We start from the raw sequence: 21,792 nt of genomic DNA on the forward strand, positions 1-21,792 counted from the left end.
TTAGGACGCAAGTTTTTGCGCTCTTAGAACTTGCGCCCCAAAACTGAGCCTAAGCGTTGACGACGACACCCCCATTGGGATGCAGCACCTGACCGGCAATGTAGGAAGAATCTGCTTCAGAAGCCAGGAACACAAACGAGGGAGCAACTTCACGAGGTTGGCCTGGGCGCTTCATCGGCACCTGCTCGCCAAAGGAGCTAACCTCCTCCTCCGGGAAGGAACCGGGGATGAAGGGTGTCCATATTGGGCCAGGGGCAACGCCGTTAACGCGAATGCCTTTTTCTAAAAGCGGCTGGGCGATAGATCGGGTAAACGCCAAAATTGCGCCCTTGGTGGTTGAGTAGCTCAGTAGCTTGGGGTTGCCCTTGTAGGCATTGATCGAGGTGGTGTTGATAATTGAGCTACCCGGCTGCATGTGGGGCACAGCGGCCTTGGTGAAGTAGAACATGGCGAAAATATTGGTGGCAAAGGTTTCGCCGAGCTGGGCTGCATCGATTTCTTCAATGCTGGTCTCTATGTACTGAACGCCTGCATTGTTGACCAGAATATCCAGCTTGCCCAGTTCCTGCACCGTTTGCTGTACGGCTTCCTGACAAAATTTTTCGCTGCGAATATCGCCTGGAATGAGTAAACAGCGACGGCCATAGGATTCGACTGCCTGCTTAGTCTCCTCGGCATCCTCATGTTCGTTCAAATAAACAATCGCAACGTCAGCCCCTTCTTTGGCATAAAAAACTGCAACGGATCGGCCAATGCCACTGTCGCCTCCGGTAATTAGGGCAACCTTATCCTGCAGTTTGCCGCTGCCTTTGTAGTTAGGGTCATCATACTCAGGCCTGGGCGTCATTTCTGCCTCAGACGCGGGCATTTTGTTTTGACTCTGAGGAGGAATTTGATCAGAGGTAATCGTCATGATGTATTTCCTAAATAGTTGATGCCTACAAACCATGCTCAAAGGACTTGATCAGGGCGAGACTTAGCCCTGATCAAGCATCACCTGCAAAGGATTAACCGCCTGCGCTTAGCCTGTGGTTGTCGAGTGCCAATGCAACTACATTTGAGACGCCATCTCAGTCTGCAGCTGCTTTTTGGCTTCTTTAAACTGAGCGCCCATTTGTTCGCGCTGCTCAGGGCTCATGTTTTTCCGCATGGCGGGAAACACGTGATTTTCTTCTTCGCTGGTGTGGTGCCCCACCATGTCGCGCAGCTGCTGCAGACAGGCACTAAACTCATCCGACTGTGGACTGAGGGACTTCATCTGGTTCAGCACAGACTCCATTTCAGCCTGGTCGTCATACAGCTCTTGGGTATCGCCTTCGCCGTAGAAAGAGCGAATTTTGGGATAGACTGCCTGTTCTTCAGCTTTGGAGTGAACAATCAGGTCTTGGTAGAGCTGGCCGAAGTATTCTTCGCTCTTTTGGCTGCTGGAAGCGTTTTTGATCTCTCGAATCAGCGTCTTTGCCTTTTGGTGATCCATAAAGATCAGGCTCATGATGTCGGCGTTTTCGTTGTCAGAGGCCTGGGTTTTAGCGCTGCCTAAAACGCCGGTCATGGCTGCCATGGCGTCTTGTACCCGCCCCCAAATGCTCTGGTCGGGCTCTTGTCCGGTCAGTTCCTGGGTGCCAACGTACTCCAGCAGGCCCTTGAGCTGTTCTTGGTGTGCCCGGGTTTCAAAGTTAACGGTGTTGAGGGGTGCGATCGCAGCTTCAATATCGGCCCCCACAACCTGCCCAGCCTTGTGAACTAGCAGACCAGACATTACCTGTCCATGCTTCAGCAGTTCGTGCTGAGACAGCTTTTCATACAGGCTTAGGTCAGAGCCTTGCATCATTTGCCCGACGTGCTCAACTAGCTGCTTGACAGTTTGCTTGGGCTCGCTTTGAATGCCATATTGAATGATGCTGGTTTCTAGAATTTTCAGGTTCTTCTCATCATCTTCCAGCATGTCTTGAACGCGGCTGCGCACCTTCTCATCCCGGCAGTCCTGAAGGAACTGATGCTCGTTGTTAATGATCAGATTTTGAATAGCCCGCATACCGGCTAATTTTTCTGCGATCGCAGTGCGCTTGGCATCCGTTAATGTGGTGACCATTCTTATCTTCCCCATTAGAACCGTAAAAATACAGCTTCACGGTCGCACACCCCATATCGAACGCCATCGTCCACTTGATAGAGGGCTTTAACGGGTCAAAAGCAGTTAAGAAAAGAGCGGAGTTTGATCGCTATTTTAGATGAGCCAATTCGCTTGAAAGGTTAATTGAGTTAATGCTATTGAAAGCAAAAAACAGCCAGTTCCTATCACGAACTCCGGCTGAGAGGTAGTATTGCATGGATAATCCCCTACAGCCTTACCGAGGCTATAGCGGCAGCGCTCTTGCTTTGAGAAGTCTTTACCTAAGCCACGATGGAGGTTTTAGGACGGGCAAAAATCATGCGTCCAGCCGAAGTTTGCAGCGATCCGGTGACAACTACACCCACTTCTTCACCGATGTAGTCTCTGCCCTCTTCAACCACGACCATAGTGCCGTCATTCAGATAACCAATGCCCTGAGCGGGTTCTTTGCCTTCTTTGACAATCTTGAGGTCGATGTCATCTCCAGGTAGATAGGAGGGGCGAATAGCCTGGGACAGGTCATTGATGTTAAGCACCTGAACTTCCTGGAAGCTGGCGACTTTATTGAGGTTGTAGTCGTTGGTCAGCAGGGCGGCATTGAGTTCTTGCGCCAGCTTAACCAGCTTGGCGTCCACCGTTGGGATGTCTTCGTAATCTTCAGAATTGATCAGCACCCGGTTGGGGTAGGCCTCTCGAATTCGGTTCAAAATATCTAAACCCCGCCGACCTCGCGTGCGCTTCTGATCGTTAGAGGCATCCGCAACCTGCTGCAGCTCCTGCAAAACAAACTGGGGCACCAAAATCTGCCCCTCCAGAAAACCAGTCTCTAGCAATCCCTCAATCCGCCCGTCAATAATGCAGCTAGTGTCGAGCACTTTAGTTTTTGAAGCTTTAAGAGTGCCCTCGGCCAGCAGCATTGATTCCATGCTGTTGGGATTGATCAGCCGCAGCAGAGAGCGACCGTGGGTATCGGCCAAGTTCATGCCCGATACGGCAAACAATACACTGCCGAGAACTGCGGTCATTGGCTTGATAAAGCCAAATTCCTGGGGAATGGGTAGCAGGAACAGAGGAGCCAGCATGAGATTGGCAATCAACAGGCCAAGAACCAACCCTACGGCTCGAGTCAGCAGACGCTCTGGGGGTAGCTCGCGGATCTGACGTTCTAGGCGGTGGTAGCTGGTTTGCATGACCAGCCCTAGCCCCGTGCCGATCAGCGCACCAAAGACTGCTGTGACCGCACTTAGGCCCTCCAGATTGGTGACTTGCTGCAAAATTCGCTCTGGCAGCAGGTCAACGCTGTAAAAGCCAATTCCTGCCCCCGCCAGGATAAAAGAAAATACAATGAGTGTGTCCAGCATGATAAGCAGCCGTTTAGGCTAGGGTCTGCAGGGAGTAAGAGCTTAAGCTCCTTACCCAGTGTACTCCGGAGGCCGATTGCCCGGTCGTGACTGCCGATGGGTAATCCACCCTAGTCAAACGAGCGAGTGACTTTGACTGGAATTTCCAGAGCTAAGCTGGCAAAAGTATACCTCTATAAATCCGTTGCTGGGGTTCGACTCTTCATGACACTATCGCCCCTGTCGGCAGATGCTGGCTTAAAAACGCCAGTTTCTCTCTTGCCGCCCCAGTCTGCCTATATTCACATTCCCTTCTGTCGCCGCCGCTGCTTTTACTGCGATTTTCCGATTGCAGTGCTGGGCGATCGCAAACGGGGAGAAAATTCGGGCACGATTGAGCAATATATCGCAACGTTGTGCCGCGAGATTGCGATCACTCCTGCCACGAGCCTGCCGCTGCAAACAGTGTTCTTTGGTGGCGGCACGCCCTCGCTGTTGTCGGTGCGTCAGCTTGAGCAGGTGCTGACAGTCCTAGATCAGCGATTCGGGATTGCCTCAGGGGCCGAAATTTCTATGGAGATGGATCCCGGCACCTTTGATCTGGCTCACCTACAGGGGTATTTGGCTCTGGGGGTTAACCGTATCAGTTTGGGGGTGCAGGCCTTTGATGACGATTTGCTCAAAGCCTGTGGTCGCACCCATACCGTGGCGGAGGTGTACCAGTCTGCCGAGTGGCTGCTGCAGACTGGGGTTGCTAGCTGGAGCTTAGATTTGATTTCGGGGTTGCCCCACCAAACGATGGCGCTGTGGCAGGCGGGGTTGGAACGTGCGATCGCACTGCAGCCCCATCACCTCTCTGTTTACGACCTCACAGTAGAGCCGCAAACTGTTTTTGCCCACCGCTATGAAGCTGGCGCAGCCCCGCTGCCTACCGATGAGCAGACGGCAGACATGTACCGTCTGGCCCAGCAGCGGCTCACCGCCAGTGGCTACCAGCACTACGAAATCTCTAACTATGCCCAGCCCGGTCACCAGTGTCGCCACAACTGCACCTACTGGGAAAATCGCCCTTACTACGGTTTCGGCATGGGCGCTGCCAGCTACGTCAATGGTCAGCGGTTTGGCCGCCCCCGCAAAACCCGTGAGTACAGCCAGTGGGTTGAGACCCTAGAGCAACAAGAGGGGTTGATTCAATGTTCAGTAACTTCACCAGGCGAACAATTTTTAGATCATTTAATGGTTGGGCTGCGGCTGGCAGAAGGCGTTGCTAGCACTACCTTGGCTCGGCTTTGTGATGGGCCGACCTGGCAACGGCTGCTGCAGGTACTGCGACCCCACATTGATAAAGGATGGGTCTGCCTTGATCCCCAGGGAGATTCTGCGGATAGCAGCGAAATCAGCTTGGGCCTGTCTGCCCATCTGCGGATTCGATTGAGCGACCCAGAAGGATTTCTCTTTTCCAATCAAGTATTGGTTGACCTGTTTGAGACTTTCTCCGACCTGATAGAAAGCGATGAAGGCGTCTCACCTTTGCAGTAAAATGGCAGCTTGTGAAATCCGTTGCTGAGCTATGCCCAAGGTTCTTGTTTCCGATCCGATTGAGCAGGTGGGGCTTGATATTCTGTCCCAGGTAGCCCAGGTTGATGTCAAAACCGGGCTGTCTCCAGAAGAACTCGCCAAAATCATTCCTGAATACGATGCCTTGATGATTCGCTCAGGCACCCGAGTCACCAAAGACGTGATTGAGGCAGGCCAGCAGCTCAAGATCATTGGCCGGGCCGGAGTCGGCGTTGACAATGTCGATGTTCCTGCAGCCACCCGACGCGGCATCGTCGTTGTCAACTCCCCGGAAGGCAACACCATTGCCGCTGCCGAACACGCGCTAGCCATGATGTTTGCCCTATCGAGGCTGATTCCAGCTGCCGATCAGTCGGTCAAATCGGGTGAGTGGAACCGCAAAGCTTTTACTGGGGTCGAGGTTTACAAAAAGACCCTTGGTGTGGTGGGGCTGGGCAAAATTGGTGCTCACGTCGCCACCGTGGCCCGAGCTTTGGGCATGAGGCTCTTAGCCTATGATCCTTTTATCTCTACCGAACGGGCTGAGCAGCTAGGCTGCCGCTTAGTTGATCTCGATCTCTTGTTCCGGGAGGCTGACTACATCACCCTACACCTGCCCCGGACTCCCGAAACTACTCACCTGATCGGTGAACGGGCTCTCTCCCTGATGAAGCCGACCGTACGCATCATCAACTGCGCTCGAGGCGGCATCATTGATGAAGGGGCCCTGGCAAACGCCATTCGAGAAGGCAAAATTGGCGGTGCGGCTTTAGATGTTTACGAGCAGGAACCTCTGGGTGAATCTGCTCTGCGAGAGCTAGGTAAGGCCATTGTGCTCACGCCGCACCTGGGCGCTTCTACTGAAGAAGCCCAAATTAACGTGGCTATCGATGTGGCCGAGCAAATTCGAGATGTGCTGCTAGGGCTCCCGGCTCGATCTGCGGTCAACATTCCCGGTCTGCGGGCAGAGGTGCTGGAGAAGCTGCGGCCCTACCTGCAGCTGGCTGAAAGCCTAGGCAACCTAGTGGGTCAGCTAGCCGGAGGACGCGTGGATGAACTGACGGTGCGGATGCAGGGCGACATTGCTCAAAACGACAGCCAACCCATTATGGTGGCAGCGCTAAAAGGGCTGCTCTCCCACGCTTTGCAAGAGCGGGTCAACTACGTCAATGCCAGCATTGAGGCCAAAGAGCGCGGTATTCATGTGATTGAAACGCGCGATGCTACCGTTAAAGACTATACCGGCTCTCTAACGCTAACGGCCAGAGGATCCCTGGGTGAACACTCGGTCACGGGAGTACTGCTGGGCGGCAACGAGATTCGCGTCACCGATATCGATGAGTTTCCTATCAACGTTCCCCCAACGAAGTACATGCTGTTTACCCTGCACCGGGATATGCCCGGTATCATTGGCAAGATAGGCTCCCTGCTGGGCAGTTTCAATGTCAATATTGCCAGTATGCAGGTGGGCCGCAAGATTGTCCGAGGTGATGCCGTTATGGTCTTAAGCCTCGATGATCCGTTGCCTGAGGGCATTCTCTCGGAGATTACCAAGGTTCCTGGCATCCGCGATGCCTATACCGTTAACCTATAAAGGTTGCTCTGAGCTGATTTGGCCTTGCCTCTGCGTCGTCTAGCTACCTCAAAACCTTGGTCAATAGCTGGTGGGAGATTCAGGTCTTTTGTGAACCCACGCTTGAAGAAACTGTCTTCTGGCGGTTCGATACCTTTGGCAGCTACGGCACCTCTAGCCAGCGCAAAGGCCAAACCTGTCTAGTACAGACCTATTTTCCCCAGCACCGATTTGAGCTGCTGGATTTGGCAGCCGTGTCTCTGCTGCTCAAGCAGGATGCGCTGTGCAGTGAGCTACCGCCCCCCCATGTGAGCTGGCGCTTAATTGATGAGGAGGATTGGTCAAAGAGCTGGAAGGAGCACTGGCATCCTCAGAAAGTTGGCGATCGCCTGCTAATTAATCCAGCCTGGCTGCCCGATCCCGAAGAGTCAGATCGGGCGGTACTCAGGTTAGATCCAGGGGTGGCCTTTGGGACGGGTGATCACGCCACTACTCAGCTCTGCCTTGAGTCTTTGGAGATGCGCCTGGAAGAAGACGCCTCTGAACTGGTCGTTGCCGATATTGGCTGCGGTTCGGGCATTCTTTCTATTGGGGCGCTGCTGCTGGGGGCAAAGCGAGCTTATGCCGTCGATACAGATGATATGGCGGTTAGCTCAACTCATCTCAATCGAGAAATCAATCATATTTCTGATAGCCGTCTAGTGGTCTATGAAGGCAGCCTAGATACTTTGATTACAAAGTTAGACGGGCCAGTAGACGGCATTCTCTGCAATATTTTGGCCGAAGTGATTTTAGACTTGATTCCTCGGCTCCACGAGATCTCTAAGCCCAGTACTTGGGGTATTCTCAGCGGCATTTTGCTGGAGCAGTCAAAGCTGGTAGCCGATACGCTGGAGCAAAATGGCTGGGTGGTCGCAACGCTATGGCGACGACAGGAATGGTGCTGTCTCAACATTAGAAGGTCCTAGCAGGCAGGTATGAACGCGTCTCCAGGCTTTGTCTTTAAAGTGTTTGGTCTGTCGGCTGCGATCGCATTTGCCATCAAGTTTCTAGCCCCCAAACTAGAAATTCCTGCGACTGCAAGCGTGAGCCTGCTCATGGTGCTGCTGCCGGTCATAGCTATGGCGGGGTTGCTGGCCTGGCAGCTCAAGCGCCCCGGTACCCCCGGCAGCAATTAAACTGGCGGCAAATAACTATGCGCACCCTCGACGAGATCAACGACAAGATTCGACAGCGTCGAGTGGTGGTAGACACTGCTGAAGCCTTTAAAGCGCGCGTCGCAGAGACTGGACTCGATCAGGCTGCCAAAGCTGTCGATGTCGTTACCACGGGCACCTTTGAGCCCATGGAGTCATCGGGAGCTATCCTAAATCTGGGCCATACCGATCCGCCGATCAAAATTCGTGAGTGCTATTTAGATGGGGTGCTGGCTTACGCTGGGTTTGGCGCTGTTGATTTGTACCTGGGGGCTAGCCAGCCGACCGCAGTACAGCGGACCGGAGAAAGTGCCGATAGTGAAGAGGTGCGCGAGCGGGGCGGCGGCCACGTAATCGCCGATCTGGTTGCCGGTAAGTCGGTTCAGCTCAGAGCCATTGGGCAGGCAACCGATTGCTACCCCCGCTCCTCCTTTGAAACCAGCATCACCCGAGATACGATCAACCAGTTTTACCTGTTTAACCCCCGCAACCTTTACCAAAACTTCATTGTTGGGGTCAATGGCGGCGATCGACCCCTGCTCACCTACCTTGGGCCGTTACAGCCTCGCCTGGGCAATGCCGTCTACTCCAATCCTGGAGCGCTCTCGCCGCTGCTCAATGACCCCGATCTGCAGGCTATCGGTATTGGTAGCCGCATTTTTTTGGGGGGCGGCACTGGCTACATTGCCTGGGAGGGCACCCAGCATTTCCCGCTACAGAAACGCTTGCCCAACCGCACCCCAATCGGCCCTGCTGCGACTCTGGCGCTGATCGGCGATGCCAAACAGATGCAGGAGCGGTGGGTGCGGGGCTGTTACTTCAAGGGATACGGGTCTTCTCTCATGCTGGGCGTCGGCGTGCCAATTCCCCTGCTCAACTTAGACATCGCATCTGGCTGTGCCGTCGAAGACAAGGATCTAGTTGCGCCGATTGTCGACTTTTCGATTCCTCGGCGAGTGCGGCCCACTTTTGGCCTGGTTAGCTACGCCCAGCTCAAGTCGGGCCAGATTACCGTTGATGGTCGTCCGGTGCGAACCGCTCCTCTGGCCAGCATTTTTCTCGGTCGCCAAGTAGCTGAGGCCCTAAAGCAACAGATTGAGGCCGGACAGTTTGAGCTAAGCCAGCCAGTTGCACCGCTGCCGTGCGATCGCACATTTCTGCCCCAAGATGTTTGGAGTGCCCAAATGGGCCTCAGCTAAACTAGCTGCTACTCTACTCTGCCGGTTTTGGTTTAGGAACCGGACTTCCTTCTGAAGGTTTACTGGGAGGCGCAGGGCGAGCGCCCTTGTTTATAGGCCGAGGCGAAAAAGGTCGACTGCCGCCCCCAGGACCACCCCCAGGACCGCCCCGGCGCGGTGGACCGCTCCGCCGGCCCCCAGGACCACCGCCGCCGCCTTTGCGCTTTTTAGGGGGTACAATTCCGACTGCCGAACCCCGCTCCAAAACCAGAGTCTTGGCCTCTCGCTTGACGTTGAGGTCCCAAAAATAACCAACGCTGCGGCCCTGCAAAGTCCCCTGAACCAAAAGGCGAAAAGCTTTGCGGGAAGCCGGAGGGCGCTTTAACCCCTGAAGAATTTTGACAATGATGATCTGCTGATCTTCCTCATAGCGAACAATTTCGCCTCGGATTGAGAAATAGTTTTCGTTGACTGGCGGCAGATCCGCTAACGACATCTTGGGCTTCTCAGCTTCAGCAGCGGGCTCTACCGCCTCAGTTGTCTGCTCGGTTGTCTTCCCAACTGTTTCCTCAGCTTTATCTTCACCTTCGGCTGCACTATTTTCTTCTGATTCGCTCTCTACGCCCTCTCCCGGCAGACCCAGCGTTTCCGGCTCCCAAACGCCTACAATTTGCACATGCAGGTCCTGGTCCTCTTCCTCATCATCGGCCTTGCGCGTGCGTGGGTAAACTACCCATAAATGAGGAGACTGCAGGTCAAGGTGCTTTTTCACTAGACTGGTTATGCGACCTAACAGCACAGCTTCAATCGTCACCCCATCTTCTGTCGCCAGCAGTCCCCGATTAAACTGTTCATCTTCGGGGGTGTAAGTACCGCGAATTAGCCCAATAGCCCGGTACTGCATGGGCTCACTGGGGGGAGCAATAGGCTGGTACTGACTAGCTGCATCTGCGGCTTCGGCCTGAGGTTCTTCTTTGCCGACAGACTGTGGCTGTGCTCTAACCACTGTGGGTGTTGTCGGTTCAGCTGCTTGCTCCCGTTCCGTAGGCGTAGGTTTGGTGGGTCGCTGGGGGGGCGAAACCAGGGTTGGGCGCTTTGGCGGCGTCTTCAGCGAAGCCGTCTCGGCTGGGGGGTCTGCCGGGGACTTAGAAAAATCTGGGGACTGACTCGCTGCCGAACTCATAGCACCACCAATATCCTCAACACAAAACAAGGGGTCTGCCGATGACCAACTTGCAACTTTCAAGCCTAGCGTAACATTCCCATTACGACTGTCACGGGATTGTGATGATTCACCAGGCTGAGAGCCTTGCTGCAAGCAAGAAATTGACCTAATCGGCAACTGCTGCCCCTAAAAAGCCGTCTAACTCTACTTCCATTTGATATTGGCTCATATCCGCATCTTTTTTAATTGACTTTTTCATTTCTTCTTTAAAGCTGCAAAGCTACGGGTTAGGTTTGCACCGCCCGAAGCGGCACACCGATAACGTTAAGATGGGCTTAGCATTGTGGGATTTGGACTATGGCTGCACAAAAAAACCGCTGGTTAATCGGAATAGTACTCATTTTTTCCCTGGTAGCCCTGTTAGCGGTCTCCTTACTGCCTATTCTGGGCAGTACCGGCAACAGACGGACTGAGGCTCCAGGTTCGACCCCCAATGCAGATGCTTCCTCCGCCCAAGCTGAACTGGAGTCGCGGGCCAAAGGGTACGAGCTGGTGCTACAGCGTGAACCCGATAATCAAACCGCTTTAAAGGGCCTGGTTGAATCTCGAATACAGCTAGGAGATTTGCAGGGTTTAGTAGATCCGCTAACCAGACTGGCTGAGCTCAATCCCACCGTGCCTGACTACCGAGTTCTTTTGGGGCAGACCAAGCAACAGCTAGGTGACCTAGAAGGAGCAGCCCAGTCCTACCGACAGGTTCTAGACAACCAACCTGGCAACATGAATGCCCTCCAAGGCCTGGTGGCTTTACTAGTGCAACAAAACCGTTCTCAGGCTGCAGTCGGGCTGCTGCAGGATACGCTAAAGAGCGCTGAGAGGCTCAGCACAACAGGGGGCAGCGCCGTAGACGTAACTTCGGTCAAACTGTTGCTGGCTGAGGTTTACTTAGAGGATCAAAAAGTGGACCAGGCCCTGAAGCTCTATGACGAGGCTATTCAAGAGGCAGGCCAAGATTTTCGACCACTACTGGCTAAGGCACTAGTGCTGCAGGATCAGGGTCGCCCAGAGGAGGCCCAACCGCTATTTGACCAGGCTCTGTCAATGGCTCCGGCCCAGTACAAGGATCAAATTCAGCAACTGGCAGCAGCTGGAACGACTGACTCAGAAACTCCTGCCTCTACACCAGATGCCGCTGCCGAACCGGTTGCCCCAGAAACCGACGGTGAAACTCCCCAAGGTGAGTAGAAACTTGGCTCCCTCCCAACCAAGACGAGAAGCTTTTTGAGGGTGAGAAAAGAGCCTGTTTAGTGAACAGATTTGTAACAAAGCAAAAAGCAGGCTCCCCAGAAGCTTATCTGGGGAGCCTGCTTTTTGAGATTAACGAGATTAAAACCTCAACAGTCAAAGGTAAAAAGTTAGCTGACGGCTTGGGCAGCCTGTTGCGAAGAGATCGCACCGGAAGCAGGTCTGGCTGTTTCTACCTGAGGCTCATCGGCTTTGAACTCAATGTGGTTCACCAGCGTTGTAACAAAGGCAAATAGCAGAAATGGAAGAGAAAGAACCAAAATAAGGCCAACAGTTGCCAGGGCGAAAACAGGTTGACGAGCGCCCATCAGTGCCAGTGAAGCGGCCAAGCTAATGAGCAGAATGACCAACCAAACAATGACCTGGCCATAGATATCCCCGAACGTCAGAGTACAGACGAAACGGTACTTCGGTGCCTTATCCATAGATTTGTCCTGAAACAATTCTGGTTTTCTCTCAGCATATCGGGCAGACCCGCTGCCCCACAGTTTCTAAACATTTTCACAAGAGTTGAAATCAAATGTTGCAAACTGTGATCATTCCAGCAGCCGTCTGCAGCCTGCGGGCTCTGTAAATGAATTGATTGGGATGGAGTTGTGACCTATCGATATCTCTTGTTCTACAAACCCTACGACGTACTCAGTCAATTCAGCGATGACCTGAAGGTAGAGAAAGACCTGTCTGAGAGCAACTGCCAGATGAGCCAAGTTGTGGCTACTGATGGCCAAGGCCGCCTTACTTTAAAGGACTACATTCCTGTACCTGACGTTTACCCAGTTGGGCGGCTTGACCGAGATAGTGAGGGGCTAATGCTGCTAACCAATCATGGCCGACTACAGCATCGCCTAACCGATCCTCGCTATGCCCATCGCCGTACCTACTGGGTACAGGTTGAGCGCATACCCGATGAAGAAGCGCTGCAGCGGCTGTGTTCTGGAGTCACGATTAAAACTTACCGCACCCGGCCTGCTCAGGTTAGGCTATTGCCCGACGAGCCTGATGTACCGCTTCGGCATCCCCCCATCCGATTTCGCAAGGCTGTGCCAACTGCCTGGTTGGAAGTTACCATTACGGAGGGTCGCAACCGCCAGGTCAGGCGTATGACGGCTGCTGTAGGTCATCCTACGCTGCGGTTAGTTCGGGTTGCCATTGCCCATTTGCGGCTAGAAGGACTCACTCCGGGCCAGTGGCGGGATCTTACCGCTTCTGAGCAGAGCCAATTACTGCGGCTATGAACCATAATCGAATAAAACAAGCGTATAGATGACACTGTTTGCCCTTGCCCAAACGCCTATCATCAAAGAGTGATGCTGCGTGTGGTCTTGCGCCTGTCGTGACCGGCTGCTGTGACGTTAGGCTGTGTGATGTTGATCTGCCCCCACTGTACCTTCGAGAATCCTGATCAAAACCGCTTTTGTCAACAGTGCGGATATGCGCTCCAGGTTTGGCGGGTTCTAGTGATGCCCCGACCCTCGCTGGGGCACCTTGCAGATGGCCTAGATCAGCCGGTTTCCTGGCCTCAAGAGCCGGAAGTGGAAAGGCTAGAGACCTCAGAGACCTCTACTGGGGGTGAGACACAAGCCCCTACGCTGGTGGCTCTTTTTCCAGAATATCCTTACCTAGATGCTCAACATCGGTATCAGCTCCAAGAAGGCAAGTCTGAGCAGCCCGTCACTGAGACCACAGCTTTGACGGTGATCGATTGCCAGCCCGCGGTAGAGTCTCCTCTAGCCAAGCTCCAGGCCAGAGGGCTGAGACACCCTGATCAAGATTGGGGGGCTTCTGATCTGGTAGCCAGCTTGCCTCAAGCTGCAATACCATACCTGTCGCTGCAGTCTCAATTCTTTCCGATAGTGCCAACCCTACAGGCTGCCTGGGAAGACTCAGCCTGTACTGTGCTGCTGTTGGAAGACCGCTGGTCTTGGTCGCTACTGGGCGATATGTGGAAACTGGGGGCTGTAGATCCGCTGCAGCAGCTGCACTGGTTTTATAAGATGGCTGAACTGTGGGATGCGTTGGCGCAGTGGCAGGCTCAGGTTAGCCTCCTAGATCTCACCAATCTTCGAGTTGATGAAGATCAAATCTTTTGTTTGGCCTACCTAAAGCATGACCCCTCAAATGCGGTTCTAGAACTGCCGACCCTGGGCCAGATTTGGCAAACGCTTATTGAACCTGCTCAAGAAGCGGTGCCGCCTGAGTTAAAAACCGTGATTGACCATCTCGCTGCTGGCAAGATTGCCTCTGTCTCTGATTTACAGACTCAGATAGTTCAACTGGTGGATATTTTTCAGGCTACAGCCGAGGTTGATCTACCCCTAGATGATGTAAAAGAAGACGCTGGAGAGCCAATAGTCATGCCTACTGATTTGCCTGAGCTGGAGATTGACGACAGGTTGGAGCCAGATCTGGAGTATTCGCTGGATACCTCGCAGGAAGCTCTAGGCGAAGATACAGCGCCGGCTGATGGGCTGGAAGAGTCTGAGGAGAACCTTGATTTGCCGACTATGGTGCTGCCGATGAAAATCGTGCGGCTAGATGAGGCCGGACGTACTCATGTTGGGCGGCAGCGAGATCACAATGAGGACTTTTTCAGCGCTCAGACCGAGTCTACTAAGTTAGAAGGCCCCCAGGGGACTTCACTAAACGTTAAGGGGCTGTACATTCTCTGCGACGGCATGGGAGGACATGCTTCTGGAGAAGTTGCCAGCAGCTTAGCAGTCAGAACTTTGCAAAATCACTTTGCTGAAAGTCCTGCAACTTTGCCTGAAGAGGATGCCTTAGCTGAGGCTGTCGCTGCTGCTAATCAGGCAATCTACGAAATTAACCAGGAAGGAGATCGATCGGGCCACGGTCGGATGGGCACTACTCTAGTGATGCTCATGCTGCACAATGACCGGGCTGTGGTTGCCCACGTGGGCGATAGCCGCCTTTACTGCTACACCCGACGATTGGGCCTGAAGCAAGTAACAGTGGACCACGAGGTAGGCCAGCGAGAGATTCAACGGGGGGTAGAACCTGCGATCGCATATGCCCGCCCCGATGCCTACCAGCTAACCCAAGCCCTCGGACCTCGCAGCAGCAGCGATCTCAGGCCGGGAATAAGCTTTCTAGATATTGCTGAAGATACGCTTTTTATTCTCTGCTCCGACGGCCTCAGTGACAACGATCTACTGGAGCTGCACTGCACCACTCATATTGAGCCCCTGCTGCACTCCAAAGCCGATTTGGAGGAAGGGACAAACCGGCTAATCGAGCTAGCCAATGAGCACAACGGCCATGACAACATCACCGCCATATTGATTCGGATTAAGCTTCGACCCAATATGGATAAGGTGATAGCTGCCTAGGCCGCTGACTCAAGGGGGCTGGCTCTAAGGCCATTGGAGCGGACAAAAGCGCCCAAGGGGGCTATTCTTCCCAGCTCTCTACTGCTAGCAAATCCCCAATCGGGTCTTGCGTTGAAAACTCAAAATCCTCTAGTTCTTTGCGCCAGTGAGCCCAGTCGTCTCCGAACAAAAAAGCAATCTTCCAGATCGGATCTTCTGGCTTGATCATCTTGGATTTGTTCACCAGAGACTGCACCTGGCGCTGAAATTTCACCATCGGATGAGCAACCTGCTGGTTGGTCATAGTCTGTGTCATATTTACAATTTTTTCAAAAACTTCTTTTGGTTTTCTGGCGGAAAACGGACAACACAATGGGTTGAAGCTAGCCGTGCTGCCAGAATTTTCTTTCCCAGTGAACAACAATAGCACAGGAAATGTCAAATCGCCAAAAGCAAACCCACTTTCTCCGATAGAGCCCGACTAAGCTGCCTTAGATATCTGGCTACTAGAGGGGGAATTGCCTTTCGAGATGACTTGCTCCATTCTGACACGGAATTTGACTCTTGACGCTGGCACGAAATTTTACCGCTCAGCTCAGCTTCTAGGTTAGCCTGCTGTTGCTTTATCGATATATCGGCAGCCCGCAGGCCGTAAAGCTTTTGCGCTGCAGCATTGACGGGTGGGTTGGACTTGTAGTTAGGTGGCCTACCCCTGCTGAGGGAGAGTGCTCAGCACCGGCAGCAGTTCGTTAAGATGGGAATCTGCGTGCTTGGTTGGTACACTGAACGTCGTTAATACAGCGCATTCCTGATCGATGGCTCCCTCTGACGCATCCGGCTCTCAGCTCGAAACAGAAAAAATTGATCTGCCTCGCACCAGCGAGTCTGAAGCGCTTAAGCAAATTCGCCACACGTTTTCCCACGTCATGGCAATGGCAGTGCAGAAGCTTTTTCCTAAAGCGCAGGTCACTATCGGTCCCTCGACTGAGCAGGGCTTTTACTACGACTTTGACAGTCCCGATCCCTTCACTGAAAAAGATCTGAAGGCGATCAAGAAGGAGATGATCAAAATCATCAACAGAGGCTTGCCGGTGACCTGTGAAACGGTTAGTCGAGAGGAGGCTCAGCGCCGTATCGAAGCTCTAGGCGAACCCTACAAGCTTGAGATTTTAGAAGGATTGAAAGATCCGATTACGCTGTATCACCTGGGCGAAGACTGGTGGGATCTCTGCGCCGGCCCCCATGTCAGCAGTACTAAAGACCTCAACCCCAAAGCCTTTGAGCTAGAGAGTGTTGCCGGAGCCTACTGGCGCGGCGACGAAACCCGAGCCCAGCTCCAGCGCATTTATGGCACCGCTTGGGAAACGCAGCAGCAGCTTGAGGAATACAAGCGCCGCCGAGAAGAAGCCAAGCGACGAGATCACCGCAAGCTGGGCAAAGAACTGGGTCTATTTATCTTCTCAGATGATGTTGGCCCTGGCTTGCCTCTGTGGACGCCTAAGGGGACTGTGCTGCGCTCCACCCTAGAAGATTTTCTCAAGCAGGAGCAGGTCAAGCGGGGCTACCTGTCGGTCGTGACACCCCACATTGCCCGAGTCGACCTATTTAAAGTCTCAGGTCACTGGCAGAACTACCGGGAAGATATGTTTCCCTTGATGGCAGACGATGATGCTGCCCGGCTGGCAGAGCAGGGCTTTGTCATGAAGCCGATGAACTGCCCCTTCCACATTCAGATTTACAAGAGTGAGCTGCGCTCTTACCGGGAATTGCCCATGCGACTGGCCGAGTTTGGCACGGTCTATCGCTACGAACAGTCGGGTGAGCTGGGCGGGCTGACTCGGGTGCGCGGGTTTACGGTCGATGATTCTCACCTGTTCGTGACGCCAGAGCAGCTTGATGACGAGTTTCTGAAGGTGGTGGACCTCATTCTCTCTGTGTTTGGCAGCCTGAAACTGAAAAACTTCAAAGCCCGTTTAAGCTTCCGCGATCCGGAGTCTGATAAGTACATTGGCTCTGATGCAGCCTGGGAGGTTTCTCAGAATGCAATTCGCCGGGCTGTGCAGACCCTTGGCATGGACTACTTTGAAGCCCCTGGAGAAGCTGCCTTCTACGGGCCTAAACTGGACTTCATCTTCCGCGATGCCCTAGAACGAGAATGGCAGCTGGGCACGGTGCAGGTAGACTACAACCTGCCCGAACGCTTTGATCTGGAGTATGTGGCTGAAGACGGGTCCCGTCAGCGGCCGGTAATGATTCACCGGGCTCCTTTTGGTTCTTTAGAGAGGCTGATCGGTATTTTGATCGAAGAGTATGCCGGGGACTTTCCGCTGTGGCTGGCCCCAACGCAGATTAGACTGCTGCCGGTGACCGAGGAGCAACTAGGCTTTGCTAAGCAGATTGCTGACCAGATGCTGGCTCGAGGAATTCGGGCAGAAGTTGATACTACTGGTGAGCGACTGGGCAAGATGATCCGCAATGCTGAAACCAAAAAAATTCCAGTCATGGCGATTATTGGGGCCAAAGAAGTGGAGGCCAATGCGCTGAGCATTCGCACCCGAGCTCAGGGAGAACTGGGGTCAATTGCGGCTGCGGAAGTCGTGGAGCGGGTGGCGAGTGCGATCGCAAACCGCGCCGATTTCTAGCTTTAAAGACTAAAGATTTGGGAGCGCCTTAATACCCTAGGCGTTCCCAAGCTATTGGCAGGTGGTCCTATCGACCCACTCTGCTATCGAGTTCATTCAATTCAGTTTGAAACTGCTGCATAGACTCAATCAGCAGATCAACTTCAGCTTGGTTAGCTGCCTGTCGTTCCTGAACAAAGCCTGACACTGCGTCTAAACAGGCGTTCATCCCAGCGGCAAATTCGTAGCGCGTAACCGGCTGATCGCCGCGAAACGTGCCGTCGGGGTAACCTGCCAGACAGCCATAGTTCTGCACGAGGCTCTGAATGGCCTGATAGGCCCAGGCATCGGGGGAGAGGTCAGAGAATACCGGCGTTTCTAGATTGGTTTGGGAGAGCTGCACCTCAGACAGCTCAGAAGCCCTTACCCAGCTTTGAGGCATGGCCGCCAGAGATAATCCGGCAATACCCAAAACAGTAACAACTTGACTAAAAACTGTGTGACGGTTGAAGCGTGTCATAAGTCAATATAAAGGAGCTCAAATGCTCTAACAGCTGTGACCAGAAAGAAGAATCTAAAGTTCGTCGGAGGCAAGGTTCTAGAAAAATGGTAGTATTCCTTTCGCCTCAGTCGCTGCGCTGGTGGACAGTTTGCTGCATTGCCCTGGAGAACCTGCCTTGCCCAACTCTGTAAAGGTGACTGTTCCTGCAACCACAGCCAATATCGGCCCTGGGTTTGACTGTTTGGGAGCGGCGCTGACGCTCTATAACCAGTTTCAGTTCACACTCCTAGAGGCCCCTGCCGGCACTGTCAAAGTGGATGTGACAGGAACCGAAGCAGGACGGGTTACGACCGACAGCAGTAATTTGGCCTATAAAGCCTTTGTCCAAGCCTATGAAAAGCTGCAGCAGCCCGTTCCTGCCTTAAATATCGCGATTCAGCTAGGAGTGCCCTTGGCTCGGGGTTTGGGCAGTTCTTCTACGGCTATTGTAGGCGGATTGCTGGGGGCCAATCACTTAGCCGGACAGCCCTTCAGTCCGGCGGATCTAGTGGCATTGGCCACTGAGATCGAAGGCCATCCCGACAATGTTGTCCCGGCGTTGGTCGGCGGCTGCCAACTGGCTGCCGCCAGTGAGTCAGGTCAGTGGATTTTGAGTGAAGTGCCTTGGCACCCAGATATTGTGCCTGTAGTGGCAATCCCTGATTTTGAGCTGTCTACCGAAGCGGCTAGGAGCGTGTTGCCTCAGTCCTACAGTCGGGCAGACGCGATTTTTAACATGGCTCACTTGGGTTTATTGCTGCGGGGACTGGCAACAGGCGATGGGGCATGGTTGAGGGAGGCGCTGTGCGATCGCATCCACCAGCCCTACCGCAAGGCGCTCATTCCTGGCTATGACAAGGTAACGGCGGCAGCTCTAGCGGCAGGGGCTCACGGTCTGGTGATCAGCGGCGCAGGCCCAACCTTATTAGCTCTCACCCCCCCAGATCAAGCTGCAGCGGTTCAACAAACTATGCAGGCTGCGTGGACAGCGGCCCCTGCAGCGGTGAGCGTTCACATTCTGGCCTTAGATACTGCTGGGGCGCGGGTAGAACACCTTTGAGCTGGGAGCTTTAGGGAGGAAGGGGAGTGGGAGTTGCGATCGCACCCACTCCCCTTCTCGCGTGTTAAAAGTCCGTTTCGAAGGGCTTTAGCTAACCCTTGAGTCAACTTGAGGTCATTTAGACCAAATTCCTCCCAGGCGAAAATCCAGCTGTGGACAGCTTCGTATTGAGCAGCACAAATGCGAGCAAAGGCTCCGGTTGTCTCATCTGAATGAGTTGTGTGGGAAATGGTGAAACTTTTTACGTCAAATTAATCGGCGTGAAATTTCTCAAGATTTCCGTATTTATGACTTATCAAAAGTTAATGAAGTTTTCTATACTAGAAGCGGGCGCACTGAAATTAAGTATTTCTGCCCACTGCGAACACCTCCGGTTAGTACGCCTAGTCGTAATCACCTCCGAGGCTACGACATCACGTGATAGATTCCTTCGACCTGATCCGCCTGGGTAGGCCGCTGTGAACCCCAAACGAAATGCCCCTCTGATGCCGCCATCCCAGGGTCATGTGTCCGCCTCAAGCTAGACCACTGCCTAAACCGGAACATCAGATACGCTGCTGTTCTTTTGGAATTCACGTGATTTGTGATGATTAGCGAACAGTTTCCGTGGCTAACGGCCCTTGTTCTACTGCCCATCCTGGCCATTCTGCCCATTCCAGTTCTGCCAGATCGGAACGGCCAAACACTTCGCTGGTATGCCCTAGGGATTGGCTTTATCGAATTCGCCCTCATTCTCTATGCATTTATCCGGTTCTACGATCTCAACACCAGCGGTCTGCAGCTAGTTGAAACCTACTCCTGGGTTCCCCAAATTGGTCTTAGCTGGGCGCTAGCGGTCGATGGTCTATCAATGCCCCTGGTTGTTCTCAGCGGCCTTATAAGCGCACTGGCCATTCTTGCCTCCTGGAACATTACCCGTAGGCGAAGACTCTACTTCAGCCTGCTGCTGCTCATGCTCAGTGCCCAGGTTGGCGTGTTTCTAGCCCAGGACATGCTCCTCTTCTTCCTAATGTGGGAGCTGGAACTGGTGCCAGTTTACCTACTGATTTCTATTTGGGGTGGTCAAAAACGCCTCTATGCCGCGACCAAATTTATCCTTTATACGGCGATTGGTTCCGTCTTCATTTTGGTGGCAGCCCTGGCAATGGCCTTTTACGGCGACCAGGTCACCTTTAACTTAAGTGAACTGGCGCTAAAAGACTATTCTTTAACCTTCCAGCTGCTGGTCTATGCCGCGCTGTTTATTGCATTTGCCGTCAAACTTCCAGTCTTTCCCCTGCACACTTGGCTGCCCGATGCCCATAGTGAAGCACCCGCTCCTGTATCCATGATTCTGGCCGGTGTGCTGCTGAAGATGGCTGGTTACGGCCTTATTCGCATGAATATCGAGATGCTGCCCGATGCCCATATCTACTTTGCCCCGGTGCTGGCAGTCTTGGGCGTCATCAACATTCTCTACGCTTCCCTCACGGCCCTGGGTCAAGATAATCTGAAGCGCCGGATGGCCTACTCCTCTGTAGCTCATATGGGGTTTGTGCTAATTGGCTGCGCTGCCTTTACAACCCTGGGCATGAGCGGCGCAGTGCTGCAGATGATTTCCCATGGTCTAATTGCGGCTGTGATGTTCTTCTTATCCGGGGTTGCCTACGAGCGCACCCATACCCTCGACATGAATGCAATGGGCGGCATGGCCCGCAAAATGCCAACCACATTTGCCCTGTTCACAGCAGGCTCAATGGCATCATTGGCCCTACCAGGCATGAGCGGTTTTGTCAGCGAGCTGGCTGTTTTCCTGGGAATGGCGACCAGCGATGCCTACAGCTCTGGCTTCAAGGCGGCCGTGATCATTCTGGCTGCTGTTGGAGTTGTGCTGTCACCCATTTACCTGCTGTCCATGCTGCGCCGGATGTTCTACGGTGCGCCGGGAGAAGTCCTCAGCAAAGTTACCAATATTATCGACATCCGGCCTCGTGAAGCATTTGTTGCGCTCTGTCTATTGGTCCCCATCATTGGGATTGGCCTCTATCCTAAGCTGGCAACCCAGATCTACGATGCCAAAGCCGTTGCGGTGTCTGCTCGGGTGCAAGATACCCTGCTGGTAGCAGAGCAACCCACCGGCCTCTATGCCCATGTCTTGACGGCTCCCGAACTGACAGCCACTAACCCCGAAGCTCTAGCAAGTTCAGTAGTTGACTAGGTCAGCACCTCAGTCAGCAGGTTAACTGCACAAGACTCAATATTAAGTATCAAGGGTCAGGCTTTTGAAGAAGGTCTGACCCTTTAACTATAGAAACTTGTACCTAGCATCTATGTGATCGGAAGCCAATCTTTGACCTCGTGCCCGGTTAGAGAGCCTGCCGCAATCAATAATCTACTACGGTTTCCCTCAATACCTTCTGCTGACAACCGTAATTGTACGCTTGAGGTCGCCCAGTGCCTATGACGCTTTCGGTAGTGTCTCTCTAGGCGGTTCGTTCGAAATTTAGAAAGATAAAACAGTAGAAGACATCATCTACTGCTTCTAAAACATCTACGTGCATTTCATTGCCATGACTAAGACCAAGCAGTGTCCTGACTGCCGCAGCAGCCGACTTCAGCGTATTGGAGTGTCTGGCATCAAAAAGTGTTCCGAATGTGGCTCTTTTGTGGATCTCCGCAAAAAAGGCTGGCTCAAGCGGCTGATCTCTGCTTAAATGCCAGTCCGGTCTGCCCGAGTTGCGAAAGAATGGTTTAGGCTGATAGCAGAACAGCCTATGACCGTCTCCAGAGTGCGCTATTTCCTTTTGGTAGAGGTTACATATAGCCTCCTCCAACAAC

General features: G+C 53.4%; 18 protein-coding genes. 11 read left to right on the forward strand and 7 right to left on the reverse strand.

Annotated elements, in window-relative coordinates; genetic code table 11:
* Positions 1–49: 49 nt before the first annotated feature.
* The 3 genes from H6G13_RS14855 to H6G13_RS14865 all read right to left on the reverse strand — a co-directional run bounded on the left by H6G13_RS14855 (position 50) and on the right by H6G13_RS14865 (position 3,474).
* The gene (locus H6G13_RS14855) at positions 50–913 is read right to left on the reverse strand and encodes an SDR family oxidoreductase (RefSeq protein WP_190484010.1); all 864 of its coding nucleotides are present in this window, start codon (positions 911–913) and stop codon (positions 50–52) included.
* 138 nt (positions 914–1,051) lie between these two features.
* Positions 1,052–2,092: a hemerythrin domain-containing protein gene (locus H6G13_RS14860; RefSeq protein WP_190484011.1), complete on the reverse strand. Its 1,041-nt coding sequence runs from the start codon at positions 2,090–2,092 to the stop codon at positions 1,052–1,054.
* A 302-nt stretch (positions 2,093–2,394) separates the two neighbouring features.
* Positions 2,395–3,474, reverse strand: coding sequence for a PIN/TRAM domain-containing protein (locus H6G13_RS14865; protein ID WP_190484012.1), 1,080 nt, complete (start codon positions 3,472–3,474; stop codon positions 2,395–2,397).
* Between the two features lie 204 nt (positions 3,475–3,678).
* Here H6G13_RS14865 and hemW point away from each other — a divergent pair, with 204 nt between their 5' ends.
* Genes hemW through H6G13_RS14890 form a run of 5 tightly spaced genes read left to right on the forward strand, consistent with a single transcriptional unit; the run spans position 3,679 to position 8,978 of the window.
* Positions 3,679–4,992, forward strand: coding sequence for a radical SAM family heme chaperone HemW (gene hemW / locus H6G13_RS14870; protein WP_190484013.1), 1,314 nt, complete (start codon positions 3,679–3,681; stop codon positions 4,990–4,992).
* A gap of 31 nt (positions 4,993–5,023) precedes the next feature.
* A complete protein-coding gene (serA, locus tag H6G13_RS14875; RefSeq protein ID WP_190484014.1) occupies positions 5,024–6,604 on the forward strand; it encodes a phosphoglycerate dehydrogenase in 1,581 nt (526 codons plus the stop codon).
* 56 nt (positions 6,605–6,660) lie between these two features.
* Positions 6,661–7,551 (forward strand): 50S ribosomal protein L11 methyltransferase, encoded by an 891-nt coding sequence (gene prmA / locus H6G13_RS14880; protein ID WP_190484015.1) that lies wholly within the window; start codon positions 6,661–6,663, stop codon positions 7,549–7,551.
* 9 nt (positions 7,552–7,560) lie between these two features.
* Entirely contained in the window at positions 7,561–7,761 is a 201-nt protein-coding gene (locus H6G13_RS14885) for a hypothetical protein (RefSeq protein ID WP_190484016.1), read from the forward strand.
* A 17-nt stretch (positions 7,762–7,778) separates the two neighbouring features.
* Positions 7,779–8,978, forward strand: coding sequence for a homocysteine biosynthesis protein (locus H6G13_RS14890; RefSeq protein WP_190484017.1), 1,200 nt, complete (start codon positions 7,779–7,781; stop codon positions 8,976–8,978).
* A gap of 13 nt (positions 8,979–8,991) precedes the next feature.
* On the opposite strand, the gene H6G13_RS14895 is transcribed toward H6G13_RS14890, so the two are convergent.
* Positions 8,992–10,140 carry a hypothetical protein gene (locus H6G13_RS14895; protein ID WP_190484018.1) on the reverse strand — a complete coding sequence of 383 codons (1,149 nt, stop codon included), beginning with the start codon at positions 10,138–10,140 and terminating at the stop codon, positions 8,992–8,994.
* 339 nt (positions 10,141–10,479) lie between these two features.
* Between H6G13_RS14895 and H6G13_RS14900 the strand changes: the two genes are divergently transcribed.
* Positions 10,480–11,367: a tetratricopeptide repeat protein gene (locus H6G13_RS14900; RefSeq protein ID WP_190484020.1), complete on the forward strand. Its 888-nt coding sequence runs from the start codon at positions 10,480–10,482 to the stop codon at positions 11,365–11,367.
* Between the two features lie 170 nt (positions 11,368–11,537).
* Here the strand turns inward: H6G13_RS14900 and H6G13_RS14905 are convergent, their stop codons facing one another.
* Positions 11,538–11,852 (reverse strand): hypothetical protein, encoded by a 315-nt coding sequence (locus tag H6G13_RS14905; protein ID WP_190484022.1) that lies wholly within the window; start codon positions 11,850–11,852, stop codon positions 11,538–11,540.
* Between the two features lie 171 nt (positions 11,853–12,023).
* On the opposite strand from H6G13_RS14905, the gene H6G13_RS14910 reads away from it, so the two are divergent.
* Together H6G13_RS14910 and H6G13_RS14915 are read left to right on the forward strand one after the other, a co-directional pair.
* The gene (locus tag H6G13_RS14910) at positions 12,024–12,662 is read left to right on the forward strand and encodes a pseudouridine synthase (protein WP_190484024.1); all 639 of its coding nucleotides are present in this window, start codon (positions 12,024–12,026) and stop codon (positions 12,660–12,662) included.
* Between the two features lie 129 nt (positions 12,663–12,791).
* The gene (locus H6G13_RS14915) at positions 12,792–14,774 is read left to right on the forward strand and encodes a serine/threonine phosphatase (RefSeq protein WP_190484026.1); all 1,983 of its coding nucleotides are present in this window, start codon (positions 12,792–12,794) and stop codon (positions 14,772–14,774) included.
* Positions 14,775–14,835: 61 nt separating this feature from the next.
* Here H6G13_RS14915 and H6G13_RS14920 read toward each other — a convergent pair whose 3' ends face one another.
* Positions 14,836–15,057, reverse strand: a complete 222-nt coding sequence (locus H6G13_RS14920) for a DUF4327 family protein (protein WP_190484349.1) — start codon at positions 15,055–15,057, stop codon at positions 14,836–14,838.
* Between the two features lie 511 nt (positions 15,058–15,568).
* On the opposite strand from H6G13_RS14920, the gene thrS reads away from it, so the two are divergent.
* On the forward strand, positions 15,569–17,395 hold the full coding sequence (gene thrS / locus H6G13_RS14925) for a threonine--tRNA ligase (RefSeq protein WP_190484028.1): 1,827 nt from the start codon (positions 15,569–15,571) through the stop codon (positions 17,393–17,395).
* A 67-nt stretch (positions 17,396–17,462) separates the two neighbouring features.
* On the opposite strand, the gene H6G13_RS14930 is transcribed toward thrS, so the two are convergent.
* Positions 17,463–17,894, reverse strand: coding sequence for an iron uptake porin (locus tag H6G13_RS14930; protein WP_190484030.1), 432 nt, complete (start codon positions 17,892–17,894; stop codon positions 17,463–17,465).
* A gap of 157 nt (positions 17,895–18,051) precedes the next feature.
* On the opposite strand from H6G13_RS14930, the gene thrB reads away from it, so the two are divergent.
* Together thrB and H6G13_RS14940 are read left to right on the forward strand one after the other, a co-directional pair.
* Positions 18,052–18,975, forward strand: coding sequence for a homoserine kinase (gene thrB / locus H6G13_RS14935; protein WP_199305921.1), 924 nt, complete (start codon positions 18,052–18,054; stop codon positions 18,973–18,975).
* Between the two features lie 586 nt (positions 18,976–19,561).
* Positions 19,562–21,172: an NAD(P)H-quinone oxidoreductase subunit 4 gene (locus H6G13_RS14940; RefSeq protein ID WP_190484033.1), complete on the forward strand. Its 1,611-nt coding sequence runs from the start codon at positions 19,562–19,564 to the stop codon at positions 21,170–21,172.
* The last annotated feature ends 620 nt before the right edge of the window (positions 21,173–21,792 follow it).

The organism is Pseudanabaena sp. FACHB-2040, from assembly GCF_014696715.1.
Taxonomy (GTDB): domain Bacteria; phylum Cyanobacteriota; class Cyanobacteriia; order Phormidesmidales; family Phormidesmidaceae; genus JACVSF01.

Excerpts from the sequence above, each read along its gene's own strand:
- H6G13_RS14865 (WP_190484012.1), bottom strand. The coding sequence starts at position 3,474 with ATGCTGGACACACTCATTGTATTTTCTTTTATCCTGGCGGGGGCAGGA.
- H6G13_RS14855 (WP_190484010.1), bottom strand. The coding sequence starts at position 913 with ATGACGATTACCTCTGATCAAATTCCTCCTCAGAGTCAAAACAAAATG.
- H6G13_RS14890 (WP_190484017.1), top strand. The coding sequence starts at position 7,779 with ATGCGCACCCTCGACGAGATCAACGACAAGATTCGACAGCGTCGAGTG.
- H6G13_RS14920 (WP_190484349.1), bottom strand. The coding sequence starts at position 15,057 with ATGACCAACCAGCAGGTTGCTCATCCGATGGTGAAATTTCAGCGCCAG.
- hemW (WP_190484013.1), top strand. The coding sequence starts at position 3,679 with ATGACACTATCGCCCCTGTCGGCAGATGCTGGCTTAAAAACGCCAGTT.
- serA (WP_190484014.1), top strand. The coding sequence starts at position 5,024 with ATGCCCAAGGTTCTTGTTTCCGATCCGATTGAGCAGGTGGGGCTTGAT.
- thrS (WP_190484028.1), top strand. The coding sequence starts at position 15,569 with ATGGCTCCCTCTGACGCATCCGGCTCTCAGCTCGAAACAGAAAAAATT.
- H6G13_RS14905 (WP_190484022.1), bottom strand. The coding sequence starts at position 11,852 with ATGGATAAGGCACCGAAGTACCGTTTCGTCTGTACTCTGACGTTCGGG.
- H6G13_RS14940 (WP_190484033.1), top strand. The coding sequence starts at position 19,562 with ATGATTAGCGAACAGTTTCCGTGGCTAACGGCCCTTGTTCTACTGCCC.
- H6G13_RS14915 (WP_190484026.1), top strand. The coding sequence starts at position 12,792 with ATGTTGATCTGCCCCCACTGTACCTTCGAGAATCCTGATCAAAACCGC.
- H6G13_RS14860 (WP_190484011.1), bottom strand. The coding sequence starts at position 2,092 with ATGGTCACCACATTAACGGATGCCAAGCGCACTGCGATCGCAGAAAAA.
- H6G13_RS14930 (WP_190484030.1), bottom strand. The coding sequence starts at position 17,894 with ATGACACGCTTCAACCGTCACACAGTTTTTAGTCAAGTTGTTACTGTT.
- H6G13_RS14885 (WP_190484016.1), top strand. The coding sequence starts at position 7,561 with ATGAACGCGTCTCCAGGCTTTGTCTTTAAAGTGTTTGGTCTGTCGGCT.
- H6G13_RS14900 (WP_190484020.1), top strand. The coding sequence starts at position 10,480 with ATGGCTGCACAAAAAAACCGCTGGTTAATCGGAATAGTACTCATTTTT.
- H6G13_RS14895 (WP_190484018.1), bottom strand. The coding sequence starts at position 10,140 with ATGAGTTCGGCAGCGAGTCAGTCCCCAGATTTTTCTAAGTCCCCGGCA.